Source organism: Streptomyces himalayensis subsp. himalayensis (genome assembly GCF_013778455.1).
In the GTDB taxonomy this organism is placed as follows: Bacteria; Actinomycetota; Actinomycetes; order Streptomycetales; family Streptomycetaceae; genus Streptomyces; species Streptomyces himalayensis.
This window is the reverse complement of the sequence record NZ_JACEHE010000001.1, coordinates 548,774-569,062: the sequence shown is the minus strand read 5'-3', so window position 1 is coordinate 569,062 and position 20,289 is coordinate 548,774. Positions and strand designations below refer to the sequence as shown.

The window sequence follows — 20,289 nt, the reverse complement described above, 5'->3', positions numbered from 1 at the left end:
AGTGAAAATGATTGTCATCGTGTTACGGTCTGCCCGTCTTGACCGCCCTTTTACCTCCTTACCGGGAAGGGTCCACCCAAGTGCGCCTGCCAGCCCGTCTCCTGCCCGCCGCCGCCCTCATCCCCACGGCCGCGCTGCTCACCGGATGCTTCGCCTCCCCCGGCTCCGGACAGGCGTCGGCGGACGGCGAGGACGGCGGCAAGCGCATACGCGTCGCGATGATGCTTCCGCCGCGCTCCGGCCTCTCCCCGCTCTCGGACGACGCGTTCAAGCTGTCCCGCTGGTCCACCGCGGAGACGCTGGTCACGCTCGACGAGGACGGGGACGCAGAGCCCGCCCTCGCCACCGAATGGAAGCAGTCGGGGAAGACGTGGACCTTCACCATCCGTGACGGCGTCACCTTCCACGACGGCACCAAGCTCACCGCGCAGTCCGTCGTGCGGTCGCTGACCGTGGCCGCCACCGCGTCGCCCAAGCCGCGCATCCTCGACGGCGTCGAGCTGACGGTGAAGGCCGAGGGCGACACTGTCGCCGTCACGACCGGCACCGAGGACCCGCTCGTACCGCAGCGGCTGAGCTCCCCTCAGCTGTCGATCCTGTCGGCGAAGGCGTACAAGGGGAAGACCGTCAACCCGGTCGGCGCCGGCACCGGGGCCTTCGAGCTCACGCAGGTCAACGGCACCGCGTCCGCGACTCTCGACCGGTACGACGGCTACTGGGGCGGCAAGGCCAAGGCGCCCGGCATCGACGTGAAGTTCGTGCCGGACGGCACCGCACGCGCCGCCGCCCTGCGCAGCGGCGAGGCCGACGTGGTCGAGGCCGTACCGGTCTCGCAGGCCGCGCTGATCGACCAGGATCTGATCACCGAGGTGCCGATGCCGCGCACCAACACCCTCTACCTCAACACGGAGAAGGGCGTCTTCGAGGACGCGGGGATGAGGGCGGCCGCGCGCGAGGCGATCGATGCGAAGACGATCGTCAAGGGCGTGTACGAGGGGCGGGCGGACGTCGCCGAGGGGCTGCTCGGACCCGCGCTGCCGTGGGCGGCCGACCTGCGCGACCAGAAGGTGCAGCGGGCCAAGGCGGATGACCCGGAGGGCGCCACGATCACCATCGGCACCTTCACCGACCGCGCCGAGCTGCCCGAGGTCGCCCAGACCCTGCAGCAGCAGCTCCAGAAGGCCGGGTTCAAGGTGAAGCTGGACGTCCGCGAGTACGCGAACATCGAATCCGACGCGCTGGCGGGCGAGTTCGACGCGTTCATCCTGTCGCGGGCGACCGTGCTCGACTCCGGTGACCCGGCCGCGTATTTCTACAGCGACTTCGCCACGGACGGTTCCTTCAACATCTCGCAGCTCGCCGATGCGGTCGTCGACAAGGCGCTGAAGAAGGCAGCGGACACGAAGGCGGGCGACGCACGCCGCCGGGCGATCATGGAGGCGGAGGCCTCGGTGCTGGCCACGGACGCCGCCGTACCGATGCTGCACGAGCGGGTGATCCAGGGTGATGCGGCGGGCGTCGTGGACGTAGCGCACGATCCGCGCGAGCGCGAGCTGATCACCGTCGACACGTACCGCAAGTGAAGGACGCACCGGACACGAGGGCCCGCGCGCGGAGCCGGGCCGGCGCACGTACCGCGTGGTCGGGTGTGCGGGCGCGGCTCGTCGCGTGGACCCGGCTGAGCGCGTGGGCCAGCGCAGGCGCGGGGCCGAAGGTGCGGGCCGGAATCACCCGTGTGGTCTGCCTCGGCCTCGTGATCGCCACGGTGGGGCTGCTGCCCTGGCTGTCCGGCAGGGACCCGGCGCTGACGGTGCTGCGGGCCCGGTCCGCCGAGCAGGAGGCCACGGCGGAGGCGCTGAACTCGATCCGCGCGGACCTCGGGCTGGACGCGGGCCCTCTTCGCCTGCTGGGTAGTTGGGCGGCCGGGTTGCTGCGCGGCGATCTCGGCACGTCATGGGTGTCGGGCACCGACGTGCTGCCGTCCGTGGTCGCCGGGCTGCAGGTCTCACTCGGCCTGATGGGCGCCTCGCTGGCGGTGGCGCTGCTGGTCGGGGCCGTGCTGGTGGCGCCCGTCCTGGTACGCGGCCGGGGCACGGCGGGCGCCTTCGCCGCGATGCTCGCCGCGATGCCCGAATTCCTGCTGGCGACCGTGGCGCTTGTCGTCTGCGGGGTCTGGCTCGGCTGGCTGCCGACGTCCGGCTGGCAGGGGCCTGCGTACATGGTGCTGCCCGCCGTCGCGCTCGGGGTGCCGGCCGGCGGGCTGCTCGGGCGGTTGGTCGCGGACGCGCTGCCCGCCGTGCTCGAGGAGCGCTGGGCGGAGCTGTGGCGCGGCTCGGGCGGGAGCCGCGCCCGGATTGCGGCGGCGGCGCTGCGGCGCGTACTGCCGCCGCTGGTCCCGCAGTTCGGGATGGTCGCCGTCGGTCTGACCGGTGGCGCGGTCGCCGTCGAGACCGTGTTCGCGGTGCCCGGCATCGGCCGTACGGCGCTCGGCGCGGCCAAGTCGCAGGATCTGCCACTCCTCCAGGGCGCGGTGCTGGCGCTGCTCGCGCTGGGCCTGGCGGCGGGGGCGGCGGCCACGCTGCTGCGGCGCCGGCTGCTCGGGCCCGCGCTGCGCGACGCGGGGCTCACGCTGCCCGCGGCACGGCCGGTGCGCGTGCACCCGGTGGTGCCGGTCGTCCTCGCGGCGGTCCTCGTGACGGCTGTCGGCTGGGGGCTGCTGCGCGACCCGTACACGGTGGACACGGCAGCCCGGCTGGCCTCGCCGTCCTGGGCGCATCCGCTGGGCACGGACGGTCTCGGGCGCGATGTGCTGGCGCGGCTGGGGCACGGTGCGGCCTCGACGGTCGGCACGGCGGCCGCCGTCTGCCTGGCCAGCTTTCTGCTGGCGCTGTGCCTCGGGTTTCTGCCGCTGTTCACCGCGGGTGCGTCGGACATCGCCAACGCCCTGCCGCCGGTGATCGTCGGCATCCTGGTCGCCGCGGTGCTCGGTCCCGGCACGGGCGGTGCCTCGCTGGCGGTCGCTCTCATCTCCTGGCCGCCGCTGGCCGCGCACGCGGCGGCGCTTGTCCAGGAGGTACGCGCCTCCGCGTTCCTCACCGCCCAGAAGGCGATCGGCGCGACCCCGGTGTGGATCCTCACCCGGCACGTCCTGCCCTCGGTGGCCGCTCCGGTGGCCCGCCACGCGGTCCTGCGCCTGCCCGGTATCGCGCTGGCCCTCGCCTCGCTCGGCTTCCTGGGACTCGGCGCGCAGCCGCCCGCCCCGGAGTGGGGCCTGCTGCTGGACGAGTCCCGCGCCTATGTGGAGCGCGCCCCGTGGGCGGCCCTGGCCCCGGCGGCCGCGCTGGCCGTGCTCGCGGGACTGGCGGTGTCGCTGGCGGCGTACGGGGGGTATGGGAGCGCCCGCCCGGGCCGGGCCCGCAACCCCCTGTTCCCGCGGTGGGCGGGAGTCCGCGGCTCCGGGGCCCACCGCGGCCTCACCACGCTTTCCCGAACGCGGAAGGAGACCTCCCTTGCACCCCGCTGATCCCCTGCTGTCGGTGCGCGACCTGCGGATCGCCATCGGGCCGGTTGATGCAGTACGTGGACTCTCCTTCGACGTGCGCGACGGCGAAGTCCTCGCGATCGTGGGCGAGTCGGGCGCTGGAAAGTCCCTGACCGCTCGCGCTCTGCTCGGCATGCTGCCGCGCGGGGCGACGGCGGCGGGAAGCGCCCGGCTGCGCGGCGAGACCGAGCTCGTCGGTGCGCGCCGCCAGGTGTACGCCGGGCTGTGGGGGCGTCGGATCGCGCTCGTCCCGCAGGACGCCCTGTCCGCGCTGTCGCCCGTCCACGCGGTCGGCGACCAACTCGCCGCCGCCGTGCGGTCCGTGCGCCGCGTCTCGCGCAAGGAGGCGCGGGCCAGGGCCGTCGCGGCGCTGGAGCAGGTCGGGATCGCGGACGCGGGGCGCAGGGCGCGTGCGTATCCTCACGAGTTCTCCGGGGGTATGCGCCAGCGTGCCGTCATCGCGATGGCCATGATCAACGAACCGGAGCTCGTGGTGGCCGACGAACCCACCACCGCCCTCGACCCCGGCACCCAGCGGCATGTACTCGAACTGCTGGCCCGGCGGCGCGAGGAGACGGGCGCGTCCCTCGTCCTGGTCACCCATGACCTCGCGGCCGTCGAGGAGCACGCCGACCGGATGCTGGTGATGTACGCGGGCAGGGCCGTCGAATCGGGTCCGGTGGACGAGGTGTTCGCCCGGCCCCGGGCCCCGTACACCGCCGGACTGCTCGCCTCCCTCCCCCCGGACCTCTCCCCGGCTCTGCCCTCGGCGGAACCGCTGCCGGGTCGTGCACGAGGCGGCCCGGTCGCCGGCCGCCGTCTCCCGTCGATCGCCGGAGCCCCGCCCACGCTCGCCGAACTGCTGCCCGGCTGCGCCTTCGCGCCGCGCTGCCCCCTGGCCAGGCGGGCCGAACCGGCCGAACCGGCCGAACCGGCCGAACCGGCCGAACCGGCCGAACTCGCCGACGACGACCGCTGTCGTACGGAGCTGCCCGAGCCGCAGCGCCTCGGCGACGGCGAACGCGAGGTGGCCTGCCACCGGTGGAGTGAACTGCCGGACCGCCCCGCCGAGTTGTTCCTGGAGAATGTGTGAGCCCCGCAAGCGCCCTGCTGGACGTGCGCGACCTGGTCGTCCGCTACGGATCGTTCGTCGCCGTCGACCATGTGTCGTTCGACTTGGCCGCCGGTGAAACCCTCGCCCTGGTCGGGCCCTCGGGCTGCGGCAAGTCGTCGACGGCCGCCGCCGTGCTGCAACTGCACCGGCCCGACGGCGGGGAGGTGTGGTTCGACGGCCGGGAGCTCACGGCCCTGGACGAGCGCGCCCTGCGGCCGCTGCGCCCGGCGATGCAGCCGGTGTTCCAGGACCCGTACGGATCCCTCAGCCCCCGGTGCCGTATCCGGGACGCCGTGGCGGAACCCCTGCGGGTCCAGGGCCGGTGGGACCGCATGGCCGGTCCCGCCCGGGTCGCCGAGCTGCTCGATCTGGTCGGGCTCGACCCGGCCTACGGCGACCGGCGGCCGCACGAGCTGTCCGGCGGCCAGTGCCAGCGCGCGGGCATCGCACGCGCGCTCGCGGGCGACCCCAGGCTGCTCGTCCTCGACGAACCGGTCTCGGCACTCGACCCGTCACTCCGCGCCGGCGTCCTGAACCTCCTCGCCGACCTGCAGGAACGCCTCGGCCTCGGCTATCTCTTCATCTGCCACGACATGGCCGTCGTACGGCACTTCTCCGACCGGGTCGTCGAGATGCGGGACGGGCGGATCGTCGACGAGCGCTGACGCCGTGCCCCCTACGCGTCAGCTGTGCTCCGTCCCCCGACCCGCCGGTGCCTTCGACGCCGCCTCGATCACCCGGCGCAGCCCCTCGGTGAGTTGTCCGGCGTCCGTTGCCGACTCCGGATCGAAGAGCCACTGCACCAGGAGGCCACAGAGGATCGTGTGGTACAAGCGGCCCTCCGAGTTCACGGTCTCGTCGTCGAGTTCGTCCTCGGGGCGGCCGCTGAACATCGGGACAAGACCCGACCGCCCGTACTGCAGCGCCTTCTTCACGATCTCGTGCGCCTCCGGCATGCGGTCGGCCTGAAGGATGAACTCGAGGTTGAGCATCCAGATGGCACGGGATTCGGGGAACGTGCGGATGACGTTGCCCCACATCTCCTGGAAGCGTTCCAGCGAGCCCGCGGGAGCCACGCCGTCGCCGGCCAGCGCCTCCTCGCCGAAGGAGTCGCCGACGTCCTCGACCAGCGCGATGAAGGCCTGCGCGAGCAGGGCGTCCTTCGATCCGTAGTGGTAGCCGATCGACCCCAGGTTGGTCCCGGACTCCTTGACGATGTCGCGCGCCGTCGTGCGCGAAAAGCCCTTCTCCAGCAGGCATCGCTTCGCGCCTTCGAGCAGATCCTCGCGGTGTCCCATGCGCCCCACCCTATCGCCGGTACAGACAACCGTCCTATACTCACGTCTTATACGAGCGTCCTAGACAGACGTATAAGACGTGCGTACAGTCCTGCCCATGACGAACCCGACGGGCACCGCCCCGGTCACCAACTCCCGCGCAGGGCGCCGCGAATGGACCGCTCTCACCGTCCTGATGCTTCCGCTGCTGCTGGTCTCCATGGACGTATCCGTCCTCTACTTCGCGGTCCCGGCGATCAGCGCCGACCTCGAGCCCAGCGGCACCCAACAGCTGTGGATCTTCGACATCTACGGCTTCGTCCTCGCCGGCCTGCTGATGACGATGGGCTCGCTCGGCGACCGCATCGGCCGGCGCAGGCTGCTACTGCTGGGCGCCGCGGCCTTCGGCGCGGCCTCACTTGTCGCCGCGTACGCCGACAGCGCCGAGACCCTGATCGCGGCCCGCGCGGTCCTCGGCATCGGCGGCGCGACCCTGATGCCGTCCACGATGGCGCTCGTCCGCACGATGTTCACCGACCCGGCCCAGCGCACGAAGGCCATCGGCATCTGGTCCGCCGTGATGACCGGGGGTGTCGCACTGGGTTCGGTGATGAGCGGCGTCCTCGTCGAGCACTTCTGGTGGGGCTCGGTCTTCCTGGTCAACCTGCCGGCGATGGCGCTCCTGCTGGTGACCGGCCCGATCCTGCTCCCGGAGTCCAGGAACCCCGAGCCCGGCCGCTTCGATCTGCTGAGCGTGCCGCTGTCGATGGCCGCCGTACTGCCGGTGATCTACGGGCTCAAGGAGATCCCGTCCGAGGGCTTCGAGCCGCTTTACGTCCTGTCCCTCGCCGTGGGCCTCGTCTTCACCGCCCTCTTCGTACGCCGCCAGCGCACCTCCGCGTCACCGATGATCTCTCCCGCGCTGTTCGGCGGGCAGGGCTTCGGCTCCGCCGTCGTCCTGAACCTGGTCGCCGCGTTCGGAATGATGGGTTCGGCGTACTTCACCACGCAGTATCTGCAGTCGGTGCTCGGCAAGAGCGCGATGGAGGCCGCGCTGTGGGCGCTGCTCCCCTCGGTCCTGATCGGCTTCGCCGCGCCCGTGGCCGCGCAGTTGGTGCAGCGCGGTGTGCACCGCGCCCATGTCGTCTCGGCGGGCTTCATGACCGCCGCGTGCGGATACGGCCTGCTGGCCCTCGCCGGTACGGACTCGCTGTGGCTGGTGCTCGCCGGGGCGGGCGTCCTCGCCTCCGGGATCGTCACCGTGATGTCCCAGCTGACCGATCTGGCGCTGGGCACCGCACCCGTCGAGAAGGCGGGCGCCGCCTCCTCACTCCTGGAGACCGGGCAGGAGTTCGGCGGCGCGCTCGGGATGGCCCTCCTGGGGTCCATCGGCACCGCGGTCTACCGTCATGGCGTCCCGGACGGCGCGCCCGCCGCGGCGCACGAGACGCTCGGCGGCGCGTTGGCCGTCGCGGTGCAGCTTCCCGGGCGGGCCGACGACGCCCTGGTTTCCGCGGCCCGGGAGGCCTTCACCAGTGGGATGCAGGCGGCGGCGGTTGCGGCGACTGTGCTTTTGCTTGGTGCGGCGGGCTTGGCGGCGGCTGTGCTTCGCCGGGTGCGGGTGCGGGATGGCGGGGCTCCGGCGCCCGAGGAGGAGACGGTGCCGGTGTGAGGCTGGTAGGCGATTGAATCCCCCACCCCGCCCCTTCCCGTACCCATGGGGCTCCGCCCCCTGGACCCCGTTGATCGGCGGCTGCGCCGCCTCGTCCTCAAGCGCCGGACGGGCTGAATTTTCGCGGGGTGGGGGAAGAAAACGGGGCCCCGGCCACCGCAAGGTGACCAGGGCCCCGAAACGCTCCGCGGCGAACCTCAGTCCACGAGGTTCACCGACCGCGACGACGTCGCACCGATCTCCTCGGCAACCTCGCTGAGCACCGACTGCGGCACCGTGTCGTCCACGGTGAGGACCGCCAGGGCCTCACCGCCGACATCGTGGCGGGACACCTGCATGCCCGCGATGTTGATGCCCGCCTCGCCGAGGATGCGGCCGACCGTGCCGACGACGCCCGGCCGGTCGGTGTAGCGCAGGACGACCATGTGCTCGGCGAGCGCCAGGTCCACGTCGTAGTCGCCGATCGCCACGATCTTCTGGAGGTGCTTGGGCCCGGCCAGCGTGCCGGAGACCGAGACCTCCTCGCCGCCCGAGAGGGTGCCGCGCACCGTCACGACGTTGCGGTGGTCGGGCGACTCGCTGCTCGTCGTCAGGCGGACCTCGACGCCGCGCTCCTGCGCGAACAGCGGCGCGTTGACGTACGACACGGTCTCGTCGACGACGTCCTCGAACACGCCCTTGAGCGCGCTGAGCTCGAGCACCTTGACGTCGTGCTGGGTGATCTCGCCGTACACCTCGACGTCCAGACGGGCAGCGACCTCGCCCGCGAGAGCGGTGAAGATGCGGCCGAGCTTCTCGGCCAGCGGCAGACCCGGCTTGACGTCCTCGGCGATCACGCCGCCCTGGACGTTGACCGCGTCCGGCACGAGCTCACCGGCGAGCGCGAGGCGAACCGATTTGGCGACCGCGATGCCCGCCTTCTCCTGCGCCTCGTCCGTCGAAGCGCCGAGGTGCGGGGTGCACACGACCTGGTCGAACTGGAACAGCGGGGAGTCCGTGCAGGGCTCCTTCGCGTAGACGTCGAGGCCGGCGCCGGCGACGCGGCCCTCCTTGAGCGCCGAGTACAGCGCCTCCTCGTCGACGATGCCGCCGCGCGCTGCGTTGACGATGCGGACCGACGGCTTGACCTTGTGCAGCGCCTCGTCACCGATCAGACCGACGGTCTCGGGCGTCTTCGGCAGGTGGACGGTGATGAAGTCCGAGACCTCGAGCAGCTCGTCGAGGGACAGGACCTTCACGCCCATCTGGGCGGCCCGCGCGGGCTGCACGTAGGGGTCGTACGCGACGATCTTCATGCCGAACGCGGACATGCGCTGGGCGACCAGCGCGCCGATGCGGCCCAGGCCGACGACACCGAGGGTCTTCTCGGCCAGCTCGACGCCCGTGTACTTGGAGCGCTTCCACTCGCCGTTCTTGAGGGCGCCGTTCGCCTGCGGGATGTTGCGGGCGGTGGCGACGAGCAGGCCGCAGGCGAGCTCGGCGGCGGTGACGATATTGGAGGTGGGGGCGTTGACGACCATCACGCCGGCCTTGGTGGCGGCGGAGACGTCGACGTTGTCGAGGCCGACGCCGGCTCGTGCGACGACCTTCAGCTTGTTCGCGGCGGCGATGGCCTCGGCATCGACCTTCGTCGCGGAACGGATCAGGATGGCGTCCACCTCGGCGATGGCCGGGAGCAGCTCGGCTCGGTCTGCTCCGTTGCAGTGCCGGATCTCGAAGTCCGGCCCCAGCGCGTCGACGGTGGCGGGCGACAGCTCTTCAGCGATGAGTACGACGGGTTTCGGAGACGCAGTGCTCACGTGAGTCCTCACAAGTCCCAATGCGGACGGCCGTCCCGACGGCCGCAGGCGGTGGAGGGGAGCGGCGCCGGGGAAGTGCGGGTGCGTTCCCGCGTGCCTGCACTTACTCGGAGTCGCTTAGCCGCGTGGAAGACGCACGACGCTGTGGGCCTGACGCGTTTCTGTGCAGTGTAGTGGCGGTTGCCGGGCGCCGTTTTCCACCTCGGCGGAAGGATCACTCATCCGTGGGTGGACGAGTTGGATACAGCCCTGGACGGGCCGCGAAGCGGGCGAAGAAACAGGGCCGCCCCGATGCGGAGCGGCCCTGTGCCGTGCGGGACTCAGTCCTCGTTGTCGACCCAGCTCATCAGCTTGCGCAGCTTCTTGCCGGTGGTCTCCAGGACGTGGTCGGAGTCGGCCTTCTTGTACTCGTTGTACTTCGGCAGACCGGACTCGTACTCCTTCATCCAGTTGTTGGCGAAGGTGCCGTCCTGGATCTCGCCCAGGACCTTCTTCATCTCGGCCTTGGTGGCGTCGGTGATGATGCGCGGGCCGGTGACGTAGTCGCCCCACTCGGCGGTCTCGGAGATGGACCAGCGCATCTTCTCCAGGCCGCCCTCGTACATGAGGTCCACGATCAGCTTGAGCTCGTGGAGGCACTCGAAGTACGCGATCTCCGGCTGGTAGCCGGCCTCGACCAGGGTCTCGAAGCCCGCCTTGACCAGCGCGGACGCGCCACCGCAGAGGACGGCCTGCTCACCGAACAGGTCGGTCTCGGTCTCCTCGGTGAAGGTCGTCTTGATGACGCCGGCGCGGGTGCCGCCGATGCCCTTGGCGTAGGAGAGGGCGAGCGCGAAGGCGTTGCCGGTGGCGTCCTGCTCGACGGCGGCGATGCAGGGAACGCCGCGGCCCTCCTCGTACTGGCGGCGGACCAGGTGGCCCGGGCCCTTCGGGGCGACCATGCAGACGTCGACGCCGGCCGGGGGCTGGATGAAGCCGAAGCGGATGTTGAAGCCGTGGCCGAAGAACAGCGCGTCGCCGTCCTTCAGGTTGTCCTTGATGGACTCCTCGTAGACCTTGGCCTGGATCGGGTCCGGGACCAGGATCATGATGACGTCGGCCTCGGCGGCGGCCTCGGCGGGGGTGACGACGCGCAGGCCCTGCTCCTCGGCCTTCGCCTTGGACTTGGAGCCCTCGTGCAGGCCGACACGGACGTCGACGCCGGAGTCGCGCAGGGACAGCGCGTGGGCGTGGCCCTGGCTTCCGTAGCCGATGACCGCGACCTTGCGGCCCTGGATGATGGACAGGTCGGCGTCGTCGTCGTAGAACAGCTCGGCCACTGGGTTTCTCCTAAGTGTGCTGATGTTGCGTCCCACCGTACGGCGGGAGGGGTGAGGAAAGTTTCGGGGTCTCGGCATACGGGCGGCCGGGGCGCGCCGACCGCCCGTTTCCGGTCGTATCTACGGCTCAGGCCGACCGGTCGAGAGCGCGCAACGATCTGTCGGTGATCGAACGGGAGCCGCGGCCGATGGCGATCGTGCCGGACTGGACGAGCTCCTTGATGCCGAAGGGCTCCAGCATCTTCAGCATCGCCTCCAGCTTGTCACTGGAACCGGTGGCCTCGATGGTGACCGCCTCGGGCGAGACGTCCACGGTCTTGGCGCGGAACAGCTGCACGATCTCGACGATCTGGGAGCGCGTCTCGTTGTCGGCGCGGACCTTCACCAGAACGAGTTCCCGCTGAACGGCCGAACCGGGTTCCAGCTCGACGATCTTCAGGACGTTGACGAGCTTGTTGAGCTGCTTGGTGACCTGTTCGAGCGGCAGGTCCTCGACGTTCACCACGATGGTGATGCGGGAGATGTCGGGGTGCTCGGTGACGCCGACCGCGAGCGAGTCGATGTTGAAACCTCGGCGGGAGAACAGCGCGGCGATCCGGGCGAGGATGCCGGGCTTGTTCTCGACCAGGACGGAGAGCGTGTGCTTGGACATGGGTCTCGTTCCTTTTCCTACGGCTCTCAGTCTTCTTCGTTGTCGCCGAAGTCGGGGCGGACGTTCCGGGCGGCCATGATCTCGTCGTTGGAGGTGCCGGCGGCGACCATCGGCCAGACCATCGCGTCCTCGTGGACGATGAAGTCCACCACGACGGGCCGGTCGTTGATCGAGTTGGCCTCCTCGATGACCTTGTCCAGGTCCTCGACGCGCTCGCAGCGGATCGCGTGGCAGCCCATTGCCTCGGACAGCTTCACGAAGTCCGGGACGCGGGTGCCCTTGGCCTCCGGGTTGGCCACTGCGTCCGGGCCACTGTGCAGCACCGTGTTGGAGTACCGCTGGTTGTAGAACAGGGTCTGCCACTGGCGGACCATGCCGAGCGCGCCGTTGTTGATGATCGCGACCTTGATCGGGATGTTGTTGAGCGCGCAGGTCGTCAGTTCCTGATTGGTCATCTGGAAGCAGCCGTCGCCGTCGATCGCCCAGACCGTGCGGTCCGGCTGTCCCGCCTTGGCGCCCATCGCGGCCGGGACCGCGTAGCCCATGGTTCCGGCGCCGCCGGAGTTGAGCCAGGTCGCCGGCTTGTCGTACTCGATGAAGTGCGCCGCCCACATCTGGTGCTGGCCGACGCCCGCGGCGAAGATCGTGTCCTTCGGCGCCAGCTGCCCGATGCGCTCGATGACCTGCTGCGGGGAGAGCGAGCCGTTTTCCGGCTGGTCGTAGCCGAGGGGGTAGGTCTCGCGCCAGCGGTTGAGGTCCTTCCACCAGGCGCTGTAGTCGCCCTGGTGGCCCTCGCTGTGCTCCTTCTGCACGGCCTGGATCAGGTCGGCGATGACCTCGCGGGCGTCACCGACGATCGGCACGTCGGCGGCGCGGTTCTTGCCGATCTCGGCGGGGTCGATGTCGGCGTGGACGATCTTGGCGTACGGGGCGAAGCTGTCCAGCTTGCCGGTGACACGGTCGTCGAAGCGGGCTCCGAGGGCGACGATCAGGTCGGCCTTCTGCAGCGCGGTGACGGCGGTGACCGCACCGTGCATGCCCGGCATTCCCACGTGCAGCGGGTGGCTGTCGGGGAATGCGCCGAGCGCCATCAGTGTGGTGGTGACGGGCGCTCCCGTGAGTTCTGCGAGGACCTTCAGCTCGGCGGTCGCGCCGGCCTTCATGACGCCGCCGCCGACGTACAGGACGGGCCGCCTGGCCTGGGTGATCAGCTTGGCGGCCTCGCGGATCTGCTTGGCGTGCGGCTTGGTGACGGGCCGGTATCCGGGCAGGTCCATGGTCGGCGGCCAGGTGAAGGTGGTCTTCGCCTGGAGGACGTCCTTGGGGATGTCGACCAGGACCGGTCCCGGGCGACCGGTGGCGGCGATGTGGAACGCCTGCGCGATCGCCTGGGGGATGTCCTCCGCCTTGGTGACCAGGAAGCTGTGCTTGGTGATCGGCATGGTGATGCCGACGATGTCCGCCTCCTGGAAGGCGTCCGTACCGATCGCCTTGGACACGACCTGCCCGGTGATCGCGACCAGGGGCACGGAGTCCATGTGCGCGTCCGCGATCGGGGTGACCAGGTTGGTGGCGCCCGGCCCGGATGTCGCCATGCACACCCCGACCTTGCCGGTGGCCTGCGCGTAACCGGTGGCCGCGTGGCCGGCGCCCTGCTCGTGGCGGACCAGCACGTGGCGCACCCGCGTGGAGTCCATCAGGGGGTCGTACGCCGGCAGGATGGTGCCCCCGGGAATGCCGAATACCGTGTCGGCCCCGACCTCCTCGAGAGAACGGATGAGGGACTGCGCACCCGTCACGTGCTCGACAGGGGCGGACTGCTGCCCAGAGGAACGGGGCCGCGGCTGCGGATGGTGGGCCCCGGAGGCCTGCTCGGTCATCGGCATTCTCTTCTCGATGCTGAGGGTTTTTGCGAGGGTTGTGCAGGATGTGGCGGGTGTTGGTGCAACAAAAAACCCCTCGTGCCGGGAGGCAAGCGAGGGGAGCGCGTCGGGTGCGGGCGCTGGGTGACCGTGATCGTCCGGTGGTCCCAGCTTCAGCCGACGCGCTTTCCAAGTACGAGAATTCGGGTGCGCATGGCACTGACCCTCTCCCCGGGGCGCTGCGCCTGTCAAGTAGGTGGGACAGGAGTCTCATCATGTGAACGTGGTGGTGGTGCTCCCCCCGCGAATACGGGTTCGACCGGCCCGTGCGGTACGGGGAAGCGGCCTGCGGTCAGGGCGCGTCGCAGCCGGTACTCGTCCAGGGGGCCGGAGAAGGCCTTGCCCTGACCGTGCGTACAGCCCATCGCGCGTAGAGCGACGACCTGCTCGGGCAGGTCCACACCGTCCGCGACGGAGTGCAGCCCCAGGTCGGCTGCAATGCGGAGCAGCCCGCTGGTGATCTTGTGCAGCCGCGCGGACTCGACGACGCCCTCGACCAGGCCCCGGTCCAGCTTGAGTACGTCGACGGGGAGCCGGCGCAGTGCGGTGATCGCCGCGTAGCCGCTGCCGAAGGGGTCCAGGGCGATACGGACACCGAGCCGGCGCAGCACCGTCAGCCGGCGCTCGACCTCGTCCAGCGAGACCCGGGGGTCGCTGTCGGCGAGCTCGACGACCAGGGCGCCGGAGGCCAGCCCGTGCCGGGTGAGCAGCGCCTCGACGGAGCTCAGCGGCATGGTGCGGTCCAGCAGGCGGCGCGCGCTCATCCGGATGGTCACAGGCACGGCGAGTCCGGCGCTGCCGCGGTCGGCGGCCTGCTTGACGGCCTCCTCCAGCGTCCAGCGGCCGAGCTCCGCGGTGCGCTCACTGTCCTCGGCGCCGCGCAGGAACTCGTCGGGCGTGAAGAGGATGCCCTGGGCGGAGCGCCAGCGGGGCCCTGCGGTGACCGCGCTGATCCGGCCGGTGGCGAGGGAGACCACGGGCTGGTGGAGCAGCACGAACTCCCCGTCGTGCAGCGCGCTGCGCAGCCTGCCCGCGAGCTCCGTCCTGCGGACGACGTCGGTCTGCATCTGAGGCGCGTACAGCTCGACACGGTCCTTGCCCGCGGCCTTGGCGCGGTACATCGCAAGATCGGCGTTGCGCAGGAGCTCGCCCGCCGAGAGTCCCGGTTCGGCGAAGGCGACACCGATGGAGGCGGCGACCCGGACGTCACCGCCGTCGACGGCGTAGGGCTGGGAAAGGATCATTCTCAGCCGGTCGGCGAGCTCCAGTATGTGCTGTTCGCGTGCCGCGCGGTCGCGGGTGCCGTCGCCCACGATGAGGGCCGCGAACTCGTCACCGCCGAGGCGGGCGGCCGTGTCCCCTTTCCGTACGGCCTCCTGGAGCCGGCGCGCTGCCTGGACGAGGAGCTCGTCGCCGGCCTGGTGGCCGAGGCGGTCGTTGACGGCCTTGAAGCCGTCGAGGTCGATGAAGAGCACCGCGGTGCCGCGGTCGGAGCTGCGGCGGCCGCCGAGCGCGTGGCTGACGCGCTTGGTGAACAGGGCTCGGTTGGGCAGGTCGGTGAGCGGGTCGTGCTCGGCGTTGTGCTGCAACTGCGCCTGCAGGCGGACCCGTTCGGTCACGTCCCGGCTGTTCAGGATGAGGCCGCCGTGGTGGCGGTTGACCGTCGACTCCACGTTGAGCCAGTCGCCGGTGCCCGACTTGAAGCGGCACTCGATACGGGTCGTGGGCTCCTCGATCTGGCTGGCGGCGAGGAAACGGCGTACCTCGTGGACGACGCGGCCGAGGTCCTCGGGGTGGATGAGCGCGGCGAGCTCGGAGCCGACCAGCTCGTGGGCCTCACGGCCGTAGACACCCGCGGCGGCCGGGCTGACGTACCTCAGGACGCCGTTCGGTGCGGCGATCATGATGACGTCGCTGGAACCCTGCACCAGGGAGCGGAAGTGGTTCTCCTTCTGGGCCAGTTCATGGGTCAGCCTGAGGTTGTCGAGGAGCATGATGCCCTGGCGCACCACCAGCGCGAGGACGACCGTGCAGGCGGTGAAGAGCATGACGCGGTCGACGCTGCGGCCGTTGAGGACGTTGTAGAGGATGCCCAGCGTGCAGACGGTAGCGGCAAGATAGGGCGTGAGGGCGGCCAGCGAGCTCATGAGCGGTCGCGTGGCCGGATACCAGCCCTGTCCGTCGCCGTAGGGGTGTCCGTGGGCGTGGCCGTGCTCCACGCGTGCGTGGTCTTCCTCCTCCGGCTGCCCGGGCCGGCGTCCGGCCCAGGGGGCGTAGGCGAGGAGCAGGGATCCCGCGAACCAGCCGGCGTCCAGTATCTGACCGGAGCGGTAACTGTCGTGCAGCAGCGGCGAGGTGAACAGCGCATCGCACATCACCGTCAGGGCAAGTGCTCCTATGGCGGTGTTCACCGCGGCTCGGTTGGCCGAGGTGCGCCTGAAGTGCAGGGCGAGCACCATGCTGACCAGGGCGATGTCCAGCAGGGGGTAGGCGAGGGTGAACGCGGCCTGTGCCACGCCCCGCCCTTCGGACTGCGCGGTCTGCGCCAGCGCGAGGCTCCACGACAGCGTCAGCAGCGAGCCGCCGATGAGCCAGGCGTCCAGCACGAGGCAGAACCAGCCGGACCTGGTCACCGGGCGCTTGGCGAGCACCAGCAGCCCGACGATGGCCGGCGGCGCGAAGCACAGGAAGAACAGATCGGCATAACTCGGCGTCGGCATCGGGCTGTTGAGGACGACCTCGTACCAGCCCCAGACGCCGTTGCCGAGGGCCGACATCGCGGACGAGAGCGCGAACAACAGCCACGCCGGGCGGAAACGGCTGTGGCGGCTGCGAGCGAAGCGGAAGCACGAGACCGCGGCGGCGGCAGCGGCGGCGCTCAGGCCGAAGTCGCCCATGATCATCGCGAGGAGGTCCGAACCCCAGCCGAACGCGGATCCTGCGGTGTAGGCGGCGCACACCAGCACCAGCACGAGCTGCGGCTTGCGCATCCTCATCCGGCTGCCGGCGTCCGCCGGGAGCGGCAGGCGACCCTCGGCCGGGAGCAGCGCCCTGAGCGCTCCGCCCAGCACGGCGACGGGGGTCGGGCGCGAGCTCACCGGGTTGCTCCGGTCGCCGCCGCTGTCCTCCGCCCCCGCCCGCCCGGGTCCGGGTGGTGCCTGTGACCGCGCTGTCCGCGATCAGTGCGATCGGCGTGACCGCGGCTGCGTCTGTGGGTGTGTGTGGGGCAGGCGTGTGCCCGTCGCCCCCGCCGCGTCGGATCGTTGGTCCATAGGCCGTGCATCGCCCGTCGCCCCCCTCGCTGTCCGATCTCTCGCCCCCGCGCCGAACTCCGCCCGGCGCTACCCCTGTCGGGGACGATACACCAGTCTCGTCACTGAGCGACATAGCTCCTCTACGCTGCGTGACGGACCAGGTGGTGTCTGAACACACTATGAAGCCGACGCACTGCGGAGGGTGTCCAAAGCGGAACTATTGGCCGGTCGTGAGCACCACGTTGTCCAACGGCTCGCCCGCCGCGAAACGGTTCAGCTGTGCGACGAGAAGGCGTTTTGCGCGCGGCAGGAACGCAGACGTCGGACCACCCACATGGGGACTGATCAGCACACCGGGCGCCTTCCACAGCGGATGGCCGGGCGGCAGCGGCTCGGGGTCGGTCACATCGAGGGCCGCGCTGATCCGGCCGCTCTCCACCTCCGCGAGCAGGGCTTTGGTGTCGACGACGGCCCCGCGCGCGACGTTCACGAGCAGCGCCCCATTCTTCATGCTCGCCAGGAATCCGGCGTTCACCAGGCCCCTCGTCTCCGGCGTGAGCGGAGTCGTCAGGATCACCACGTCGGCGTGGGGCAGGAGTTGCGGCAGATCGGAGATGGGATGCACGGGACCGCGCTCCGAATCGCGGGCGGAGCGCGCGACGCGCGCCACCCGCGCACACTCAAACGGCACGAGCCGGTCCTCCACGGCGCTGCCGATGGCCCCGTATCCCATGATGAGGACCGACTTGTCGGCGAGCGCCGGACGGAAGCCGCTCTGCCAGGTCCCCGTCTGCTGCGCCCTGACGAAGTCCGGGATGCCGCGGAGCGAGGCCAGCGTGAGCGCCAGCGCCAGCTCGGCCGTACTGGCCTCGTGGACCCCGCGCGCATTGCACAGCCGCACCCCTGCAGGAAGCCGCGACGCGACACCGAGAACGTCGTCGACGCCGGCGGTCATCGTCTGGACGACCTGGACCGCCGGCATGGCCAGCATCGGCTCCGTCTTCACCGATGCAGGCCGCATGTACGGCACGGCGTAGAAGACACAGTCCCGCGGGTCCGCCGGGTAGTCGCGGCTGCCTGCTCCAGCATTGTCCCCGCGGCCCGGTCCTCCATCCCAGAAGCGGTAGTTGAAGGTCTCGGGCAGGCCTTCGATCTCGTCGGGAGGGATGGGGAGCCACACATCTGCAGTCATGGTCAGGAGGCTATGCGAAGACCCGGCAGGCGCAGAGGTTAGTTTGGGGAGCCTCTCGGAGAGGCAGTGGGAGGAATCGGCAGGTGGAGCGCAGGACGATCGGCGCGGCAGCGCTCGAAGTGGGCGCGATCGGACTCGGGTGCATGCCGATGAGCTGGGCGTACAGCGCCTCCCGGCAGCGCGGCGACGAGTCGCTGCGCACGGTGCACGCCGCCCTGGACCGGGGCTCGACGCTGCTGGACACCGCGGACATGTACGGCCCGTTCACCAACGAGCTGCTGGTCGGCCGGGTGCTCAAGGAGCGGCGCGGGGACGCGTTCGTGTCGACCAAGTGCGGGCTGCTGGTGGGCGAGCAGCACATCGTGGCCAACGGCCGCCCGGGCTACGTGAAGCGGGCCTGCGACGCCTCGCTGCGCCGGCTGCAGACGGACACCATCGACCTGTACCAGCTGCACCGCGCCGATCCCGAGGTGCCCGTCGAGGAGACCTGGGGCGCGATGGCCGAGCTCGTCACGGCCGGGAAGGTACGGGCGCTGGGGGTGTGCGCGGTAGGGGCCCGCGCGTCACGGCGCATGGGGTCCGGGCTGCATGACGGAACGATCCGGCTGCTGGAGCGCGTGCAGCAGGTCTTCCCGGTGAGCGCGGTGGAGGCCGAGCTGTCGGTGTGGTCCCCCGAGGCGCTGGACGCGCTGCTGCCGTGGTGCGAGGCGCGGGGCCTGGGTTTCCTGGCGGCGATGCCCCTGGGGAACGGCTTCCTCACGGGCACGCTGACGCCCGGCGAGGGCTTCGAACCGGACGACGTACGGGCCCGCCACCCCCGCTTCACGGCGGAGATGATGGCGGCGAATCAGCCGATCGTGGCGGGGCTGCGACGAATAGCGGAGCGGCATGGGGGTGGGGGCGGAGACGGGTCGGGGCACGCGGACGGGCGCGGGGGCGGACACGGTGAGGGACTCGGGGGCGGACACGGTGCGGGACTCGGGGGCGGGCGCCGGGTGACCACGGCTCAGGTGGCGCTGGCCTGGGTGCTTGCGCAGGGCCGGCATGTGGTGCCGGTGCCTGGCGCCAAGCACGAGCGGTGGGCCGTCGAGAACGCGGGTGCCGCCGGACTGCAGTTGACGCGGCAGGACCTCGGGGAGATCGCCGCGTTGTCGGCGGCGCGGGGGTCGTGGGACTGACCGTGTCCTCGGGGCGGCCGCGGGGCCGGATTCCGCTGGGCCAGGCCGGAAACTTGGTGCCTTCGGGAACTTCGGACACCTCAGCGGTGTAGACAGGGAAAGCCGCCGTGTCGATGTCGTGTCGTGTCGTGTCGTGTCGTGTCGTGTCGTGTCGTGTCGAAGGGATCCGATCATGGAACGTCGAGCCGTGACCGCCGTACTGGCCGCTGCCGCGCTCCTGCTGGCGGGTGGGTGCTCCTCCGGCGACGGGGATGGGTCGGACGACGGCAGGAGCTCGTCCCCGAGTACGTCGAAAGCGGTGTCCTCGCCCTCGGGCGCGGCGGACGAGGAGGTCCCGCCCGCCAAGGGGTCCGCGAAGGTCGTCCGCACGGTCACCGAGGATCTGAAGTCCCCGTGGGGCCTCGCCCCGCTGCCCGACGGCGACCTGCTGGTGTCGTCACGCGACGAGGGGACGATCACCCGCGTCGACGCGGACAGCGGCAAGAAGACGGAGGTCGGCTCGGTACCCGGCGTGGCCCCGGCCGGCGAGGGCGGCCTGATGGGTCTCGCCCTCTCCCCCGAGTACGCCTCGGACCACATGGTCTACGCGTACTTCACGACCGAGTCGGACAACCGTATCGCCCGCATGCTGTACGACGGGAAGAAACCGGCCGGCGAGCAGCTGGGCGCGCCCGACACGGTCTTCAAGGGCATCCCGAAGGGCTTCATCCACAACGGCGGCCGGATCGCGTTCGGCCCGGACAAGATGCTGTACGCCGGCACCGGCGAGACGGGGGACACCGGCCTGGCGCAGGACAAGGAGTCGCTGGGCGGCAAGATCCTCCGCCTCACGCCGGACGGCGAACCCGCGCCGGGCAATCCGTTCGGTGACGACTCACCCGTGTACTCGTACGGGCACCGCAATGTGCAGGGGTTCGCCTGGGATAAGGACAAACGCCTGTGGGCGTCCGAGTTCGGGCAGAACACCTGGGACGAGCTCAACCTGATCAAGCCCGGTGACAACTACGGCTGGCCCGAGGTGGAGGGCAAGGGCGGCGGGTCCCGCTTCCACGACCCGGTGGCCCAATGGACCACGACCGAGGCATCACCCAGCGGCATCGCGTACGCCGAGGGGTCGATCTGGATGGCCGGGCTGCAGGGCAAGCGGCTGTGGCGGATCCCCCTCGACGGCGCGGAGGTGTCGGCCGACCCGCAGGCGTTCCTCGAGGAAACGTACGGGCGGCTGCGCACGGTGGTGCCCGCCGGCGGAGACAAGCTGTGGCTCGTGACGAGTGAGACGGACACCCGGGGGACGCCGGAGGCCGGGGACGACCGGATCCTCGAGGTGGAGGTGAAGTAGGCGCCGGACGGTGCAGGACGGTAGGCGCCG

At 70.9% G+C, this 20,289-nt stretch carries 14 protein-coding genes; 7 read left to right on the top strand and 7 right to left on the bottom strand.

Annotation, left to right across the window (positions count from 1 at the left end):
- The first annotated feature begins 80 nt into the window (after positions 1–80).
- The 4 genes from H1D24_RS02475 (at position 81) to H1D24_RS02460 (ending at position 5,320) form a co-directional block, all read left to right on the top strand.
- On the top strand, positions 81–1,583 hold the full coding sequence (locus tag H1D24_RS02475; RefSeq protein WP_181655642.1) for an ABC transporter substrate-binding protein: 1,503 nt from the start codon (positions 81–83) through the stop codon (positions 1,581–1,583).
- A gap of 131 nt (positions 1,584–1,714) precedes the next feature.
- Positions 1,715–3,523 carry an ABC transporter permease subunit gene (locus H1D24_RS02470; RefSeq protein WP_181655900.1) on the top strand — a complete coding sequence of 603 codons (1,809 nt, stop codon included), beginning with the start codon at positions 1,715–1,717 and terminating at the stop codon, positions 3,521–3,523.
- Positions 3,510–4,634 (top strand): ABC transporter ATP-binding protein, encoded by a 1,125-nt coding sequence (locus H1D24_RS02465; protein WP_181655920.1) that lies wholly within the window; start codon positions 3,510–3,512, stop codon positions 4,632–4,634. The genes H1D24_RS02470 and H1D24_RS02465 overlap by 14 nt, the downstream gene beginning before the upstream one ends.
- Entirely contained in the window at positions 4,631–5,320 is a 690-nt protein-coding gene (locus H1D24_RS02460; protein ID WP_181655641.1) for an ATP-binding cassette domain-containing protein, read from the top strand. The genes H1D24_RS02465 and H1D24_RS02460 overlap by 4 nt, the downstream gene beginning before the upstream one ends.
- An 18-nt stretch (positions 5,321–5,338) precedes the next feature.
- On the opposite strand, the gene H1D24_RS02455 is transcribed toward H1D24_RS02460, so the two are convergent.
- Complete coding sequence (locus tag H1D24_RS02455; protein WP_181655640.1) at positions 5,339–5,953, bottom strand: TetR/AcrR family transcriptional regulator; 615 nt, start codon at positions 5,951–5,953, stop codon at positions 5,339–5,341.
- 97 nt (positions 5,954–6,050) lie between these two features.
- Between H1D24_RS02455 and H1D24_RS02450 the strand changes: the two genes are divergently transcribed.
- Positions 6,051–7,604 carry an MFS transporter gene (locus H1D24_RS02450; RefSeq protein ID WP_181655639.1) on the top strand — a complete coding sequence of 518 codons (1,554 nt, stop codon included), beginning with the start codon at positions 6,051–6,053 and terminating at the stop codon, positions 7,602–7,604.
- A gap of 197 nt (positions 7,605–7,801) precedes the next feature.
- Here H1D24_RS02450 and serA read toward each other — a convergent pair whose 3' ends face one another.
- From serA to H1D24_RS02420, 6 genes are all read right to left on the bottom strand, one after another.
- Complete coding sequence (gene serA / locus H1D24_RS02445; protein WP_181655638.1) at positions 7,802–9,403, bottom strand: phosphoglycerate dehydrogenase; 1,602 nt, start codon at positions 9,401–9,403, stop codon at positions 7,802–7,804.
- Between the two features lie 320 nt (positions 9,404–9,723).
- The gene (gene ilvC, locus H1D24_RS02440) at positions 9,724–10,800 is read right to left on the bottom strand and encodes a ketol-acid reductoisomerase (protein ID WP_508476752.1); all 1,077 of its coding nucleotides are present in this window, start codon (positions 10,798–10,800) and stop codon (positions 9,724–9,726) included.
- A gap of 49 nt (positions 10,801–10,849) precedes the next feature.
- Positions 10,850–11,374 (bottom strand): acetolactate synthase small subunit, encoded by a 525-nt coding sequence (gene ilvN / locus H1D24_RS02435; protein ID WP_181655636.1) that lies wholly within the window; start codon positions 11,372–11,374, stop codon positions 10,850–10,852.
- A 26-nt stretch (positions 11,375–11,400) separates the two neighbouring features.
- The gene (locus H1D24_RS02430; protein WP_181655635.1) at positions 11,401–13,254 is read right to left on the bottom strand and encodes an acetolactate synthase large subunit; all 1,854 of its coding nucleotides are present in this window, start codon (positions 13,252–13,254) and stop codon (positions 11,401–11,403) included.
- Positions 13,255–13,484: 230 nt separating this feature from the next.
- Positions 13,485–16,394, bottom strand: coding sequence for a putative bifunctional diguanylate cyclase/phosphodiesterase (locus tag H1D24_RS02425; protein WP_181655634.1), 2,910 nt, complete (start codon positions 16,392–16,394; stop codon positions 13,485–13,487).
- 373 nt (positions 16,395–16,767) lie between these two features.
- Positions 16,768–17,742 carry a 2-hydroxyacid dehydrogenase gene (locus tag H1D24_RS02420; protein ID WP_181655633.1) on the bottom strand — a complete coding sequence of 325 codons (975 nt, stop codon included), beginning with the start codon at positions 17,740–17,742 and terminating at the stop codon, positions 16,768–16,770.
- Positions 17,743–17,825: 83 nt separating this feature from the next.
- On the opposite strand from H1D24_RS02420, the gene H1D24_RS02415 reads away from it, so the two are divergent.
- On the top strand, positions 17,826–18,920 hold the full coding sequence (locus H1D24_RS02415; protein ID WP_181655632.1) for an aldo/keto reductase: 1,095 nt from the start codon (positions 17,826–17,828) through the stop codon (positions 18,918–18,920).
- Positions 18,921–19,092: 172 nt separating this feature from the next.
- Complete coding sequence (locus H1D24_RS02410) at positions 19,093–20,259, top strand: PQQ-dependent sugar dehydrogenase (protein ID WP_181655631.1); 1,167 nt, start codon at positions 19,093–19,095, stop codon at positions 20,257–20,259.
- Positions 20,260–20,289: the final 30 nt, after the last annotated feature.

What these genes read in the sequence shown, in the direction of transcription:
- H1D24_RS02455 (WP_181655640.1), bottom strand. Translation starts at nt 5,953, where the DNA reads ATGGGACACCGCGAGGATCTGCTCGAAGGCGCGAAGCGATGCCTGCTG.
- H1D24_RS02450 (WP_181655639.1), top strand. Translation starts at nt 6,051, where the DNA reads ATGACGAACCCGACGGGCACCGCCCCGGTCACCAACTCCCGCGCAGGG.
- ilvC (WP_508476752.1), bottom strand. Translation starts at nt 10,800, where the DNA reads ATGCCGAGACCCCGAAACTTTCCTCACCCCTCCCGCCGTACGGTGGGA.
- ilvN (WP_181655636.1), bottom strand. Translation starts at nt 11,374, where the DNA reads ATGTCCAAGCACACGCTCTCCGTCCTGGTCGAGAACAAGCCCGGCATC.
- H1D24_RS02430 (WP_181655635.1), bottom strand. Translation starts at nt 13,254, where the DNA reads ATGACCGAGCAGGCCTCCGGGGCCCACCATCCGCAGCCGCGGCCCCGT.
- H1D24_RS02420 (WP_181655633.1), bottom strand. Translation starts at nt 17,742, where the DNA reads ATGACTGCAGATGTGTGGCTCCCCATCCCTCCCGACGAGATCGAAGGC.
- H1D24_RS02410 (WP_181655631.1), top strand. Translation starts at nt 19,093, where the DNA reads ATGGAACGTCGAGCCGTGACCGCCGTACTGGCCGCTGCCGCGCTCCTG.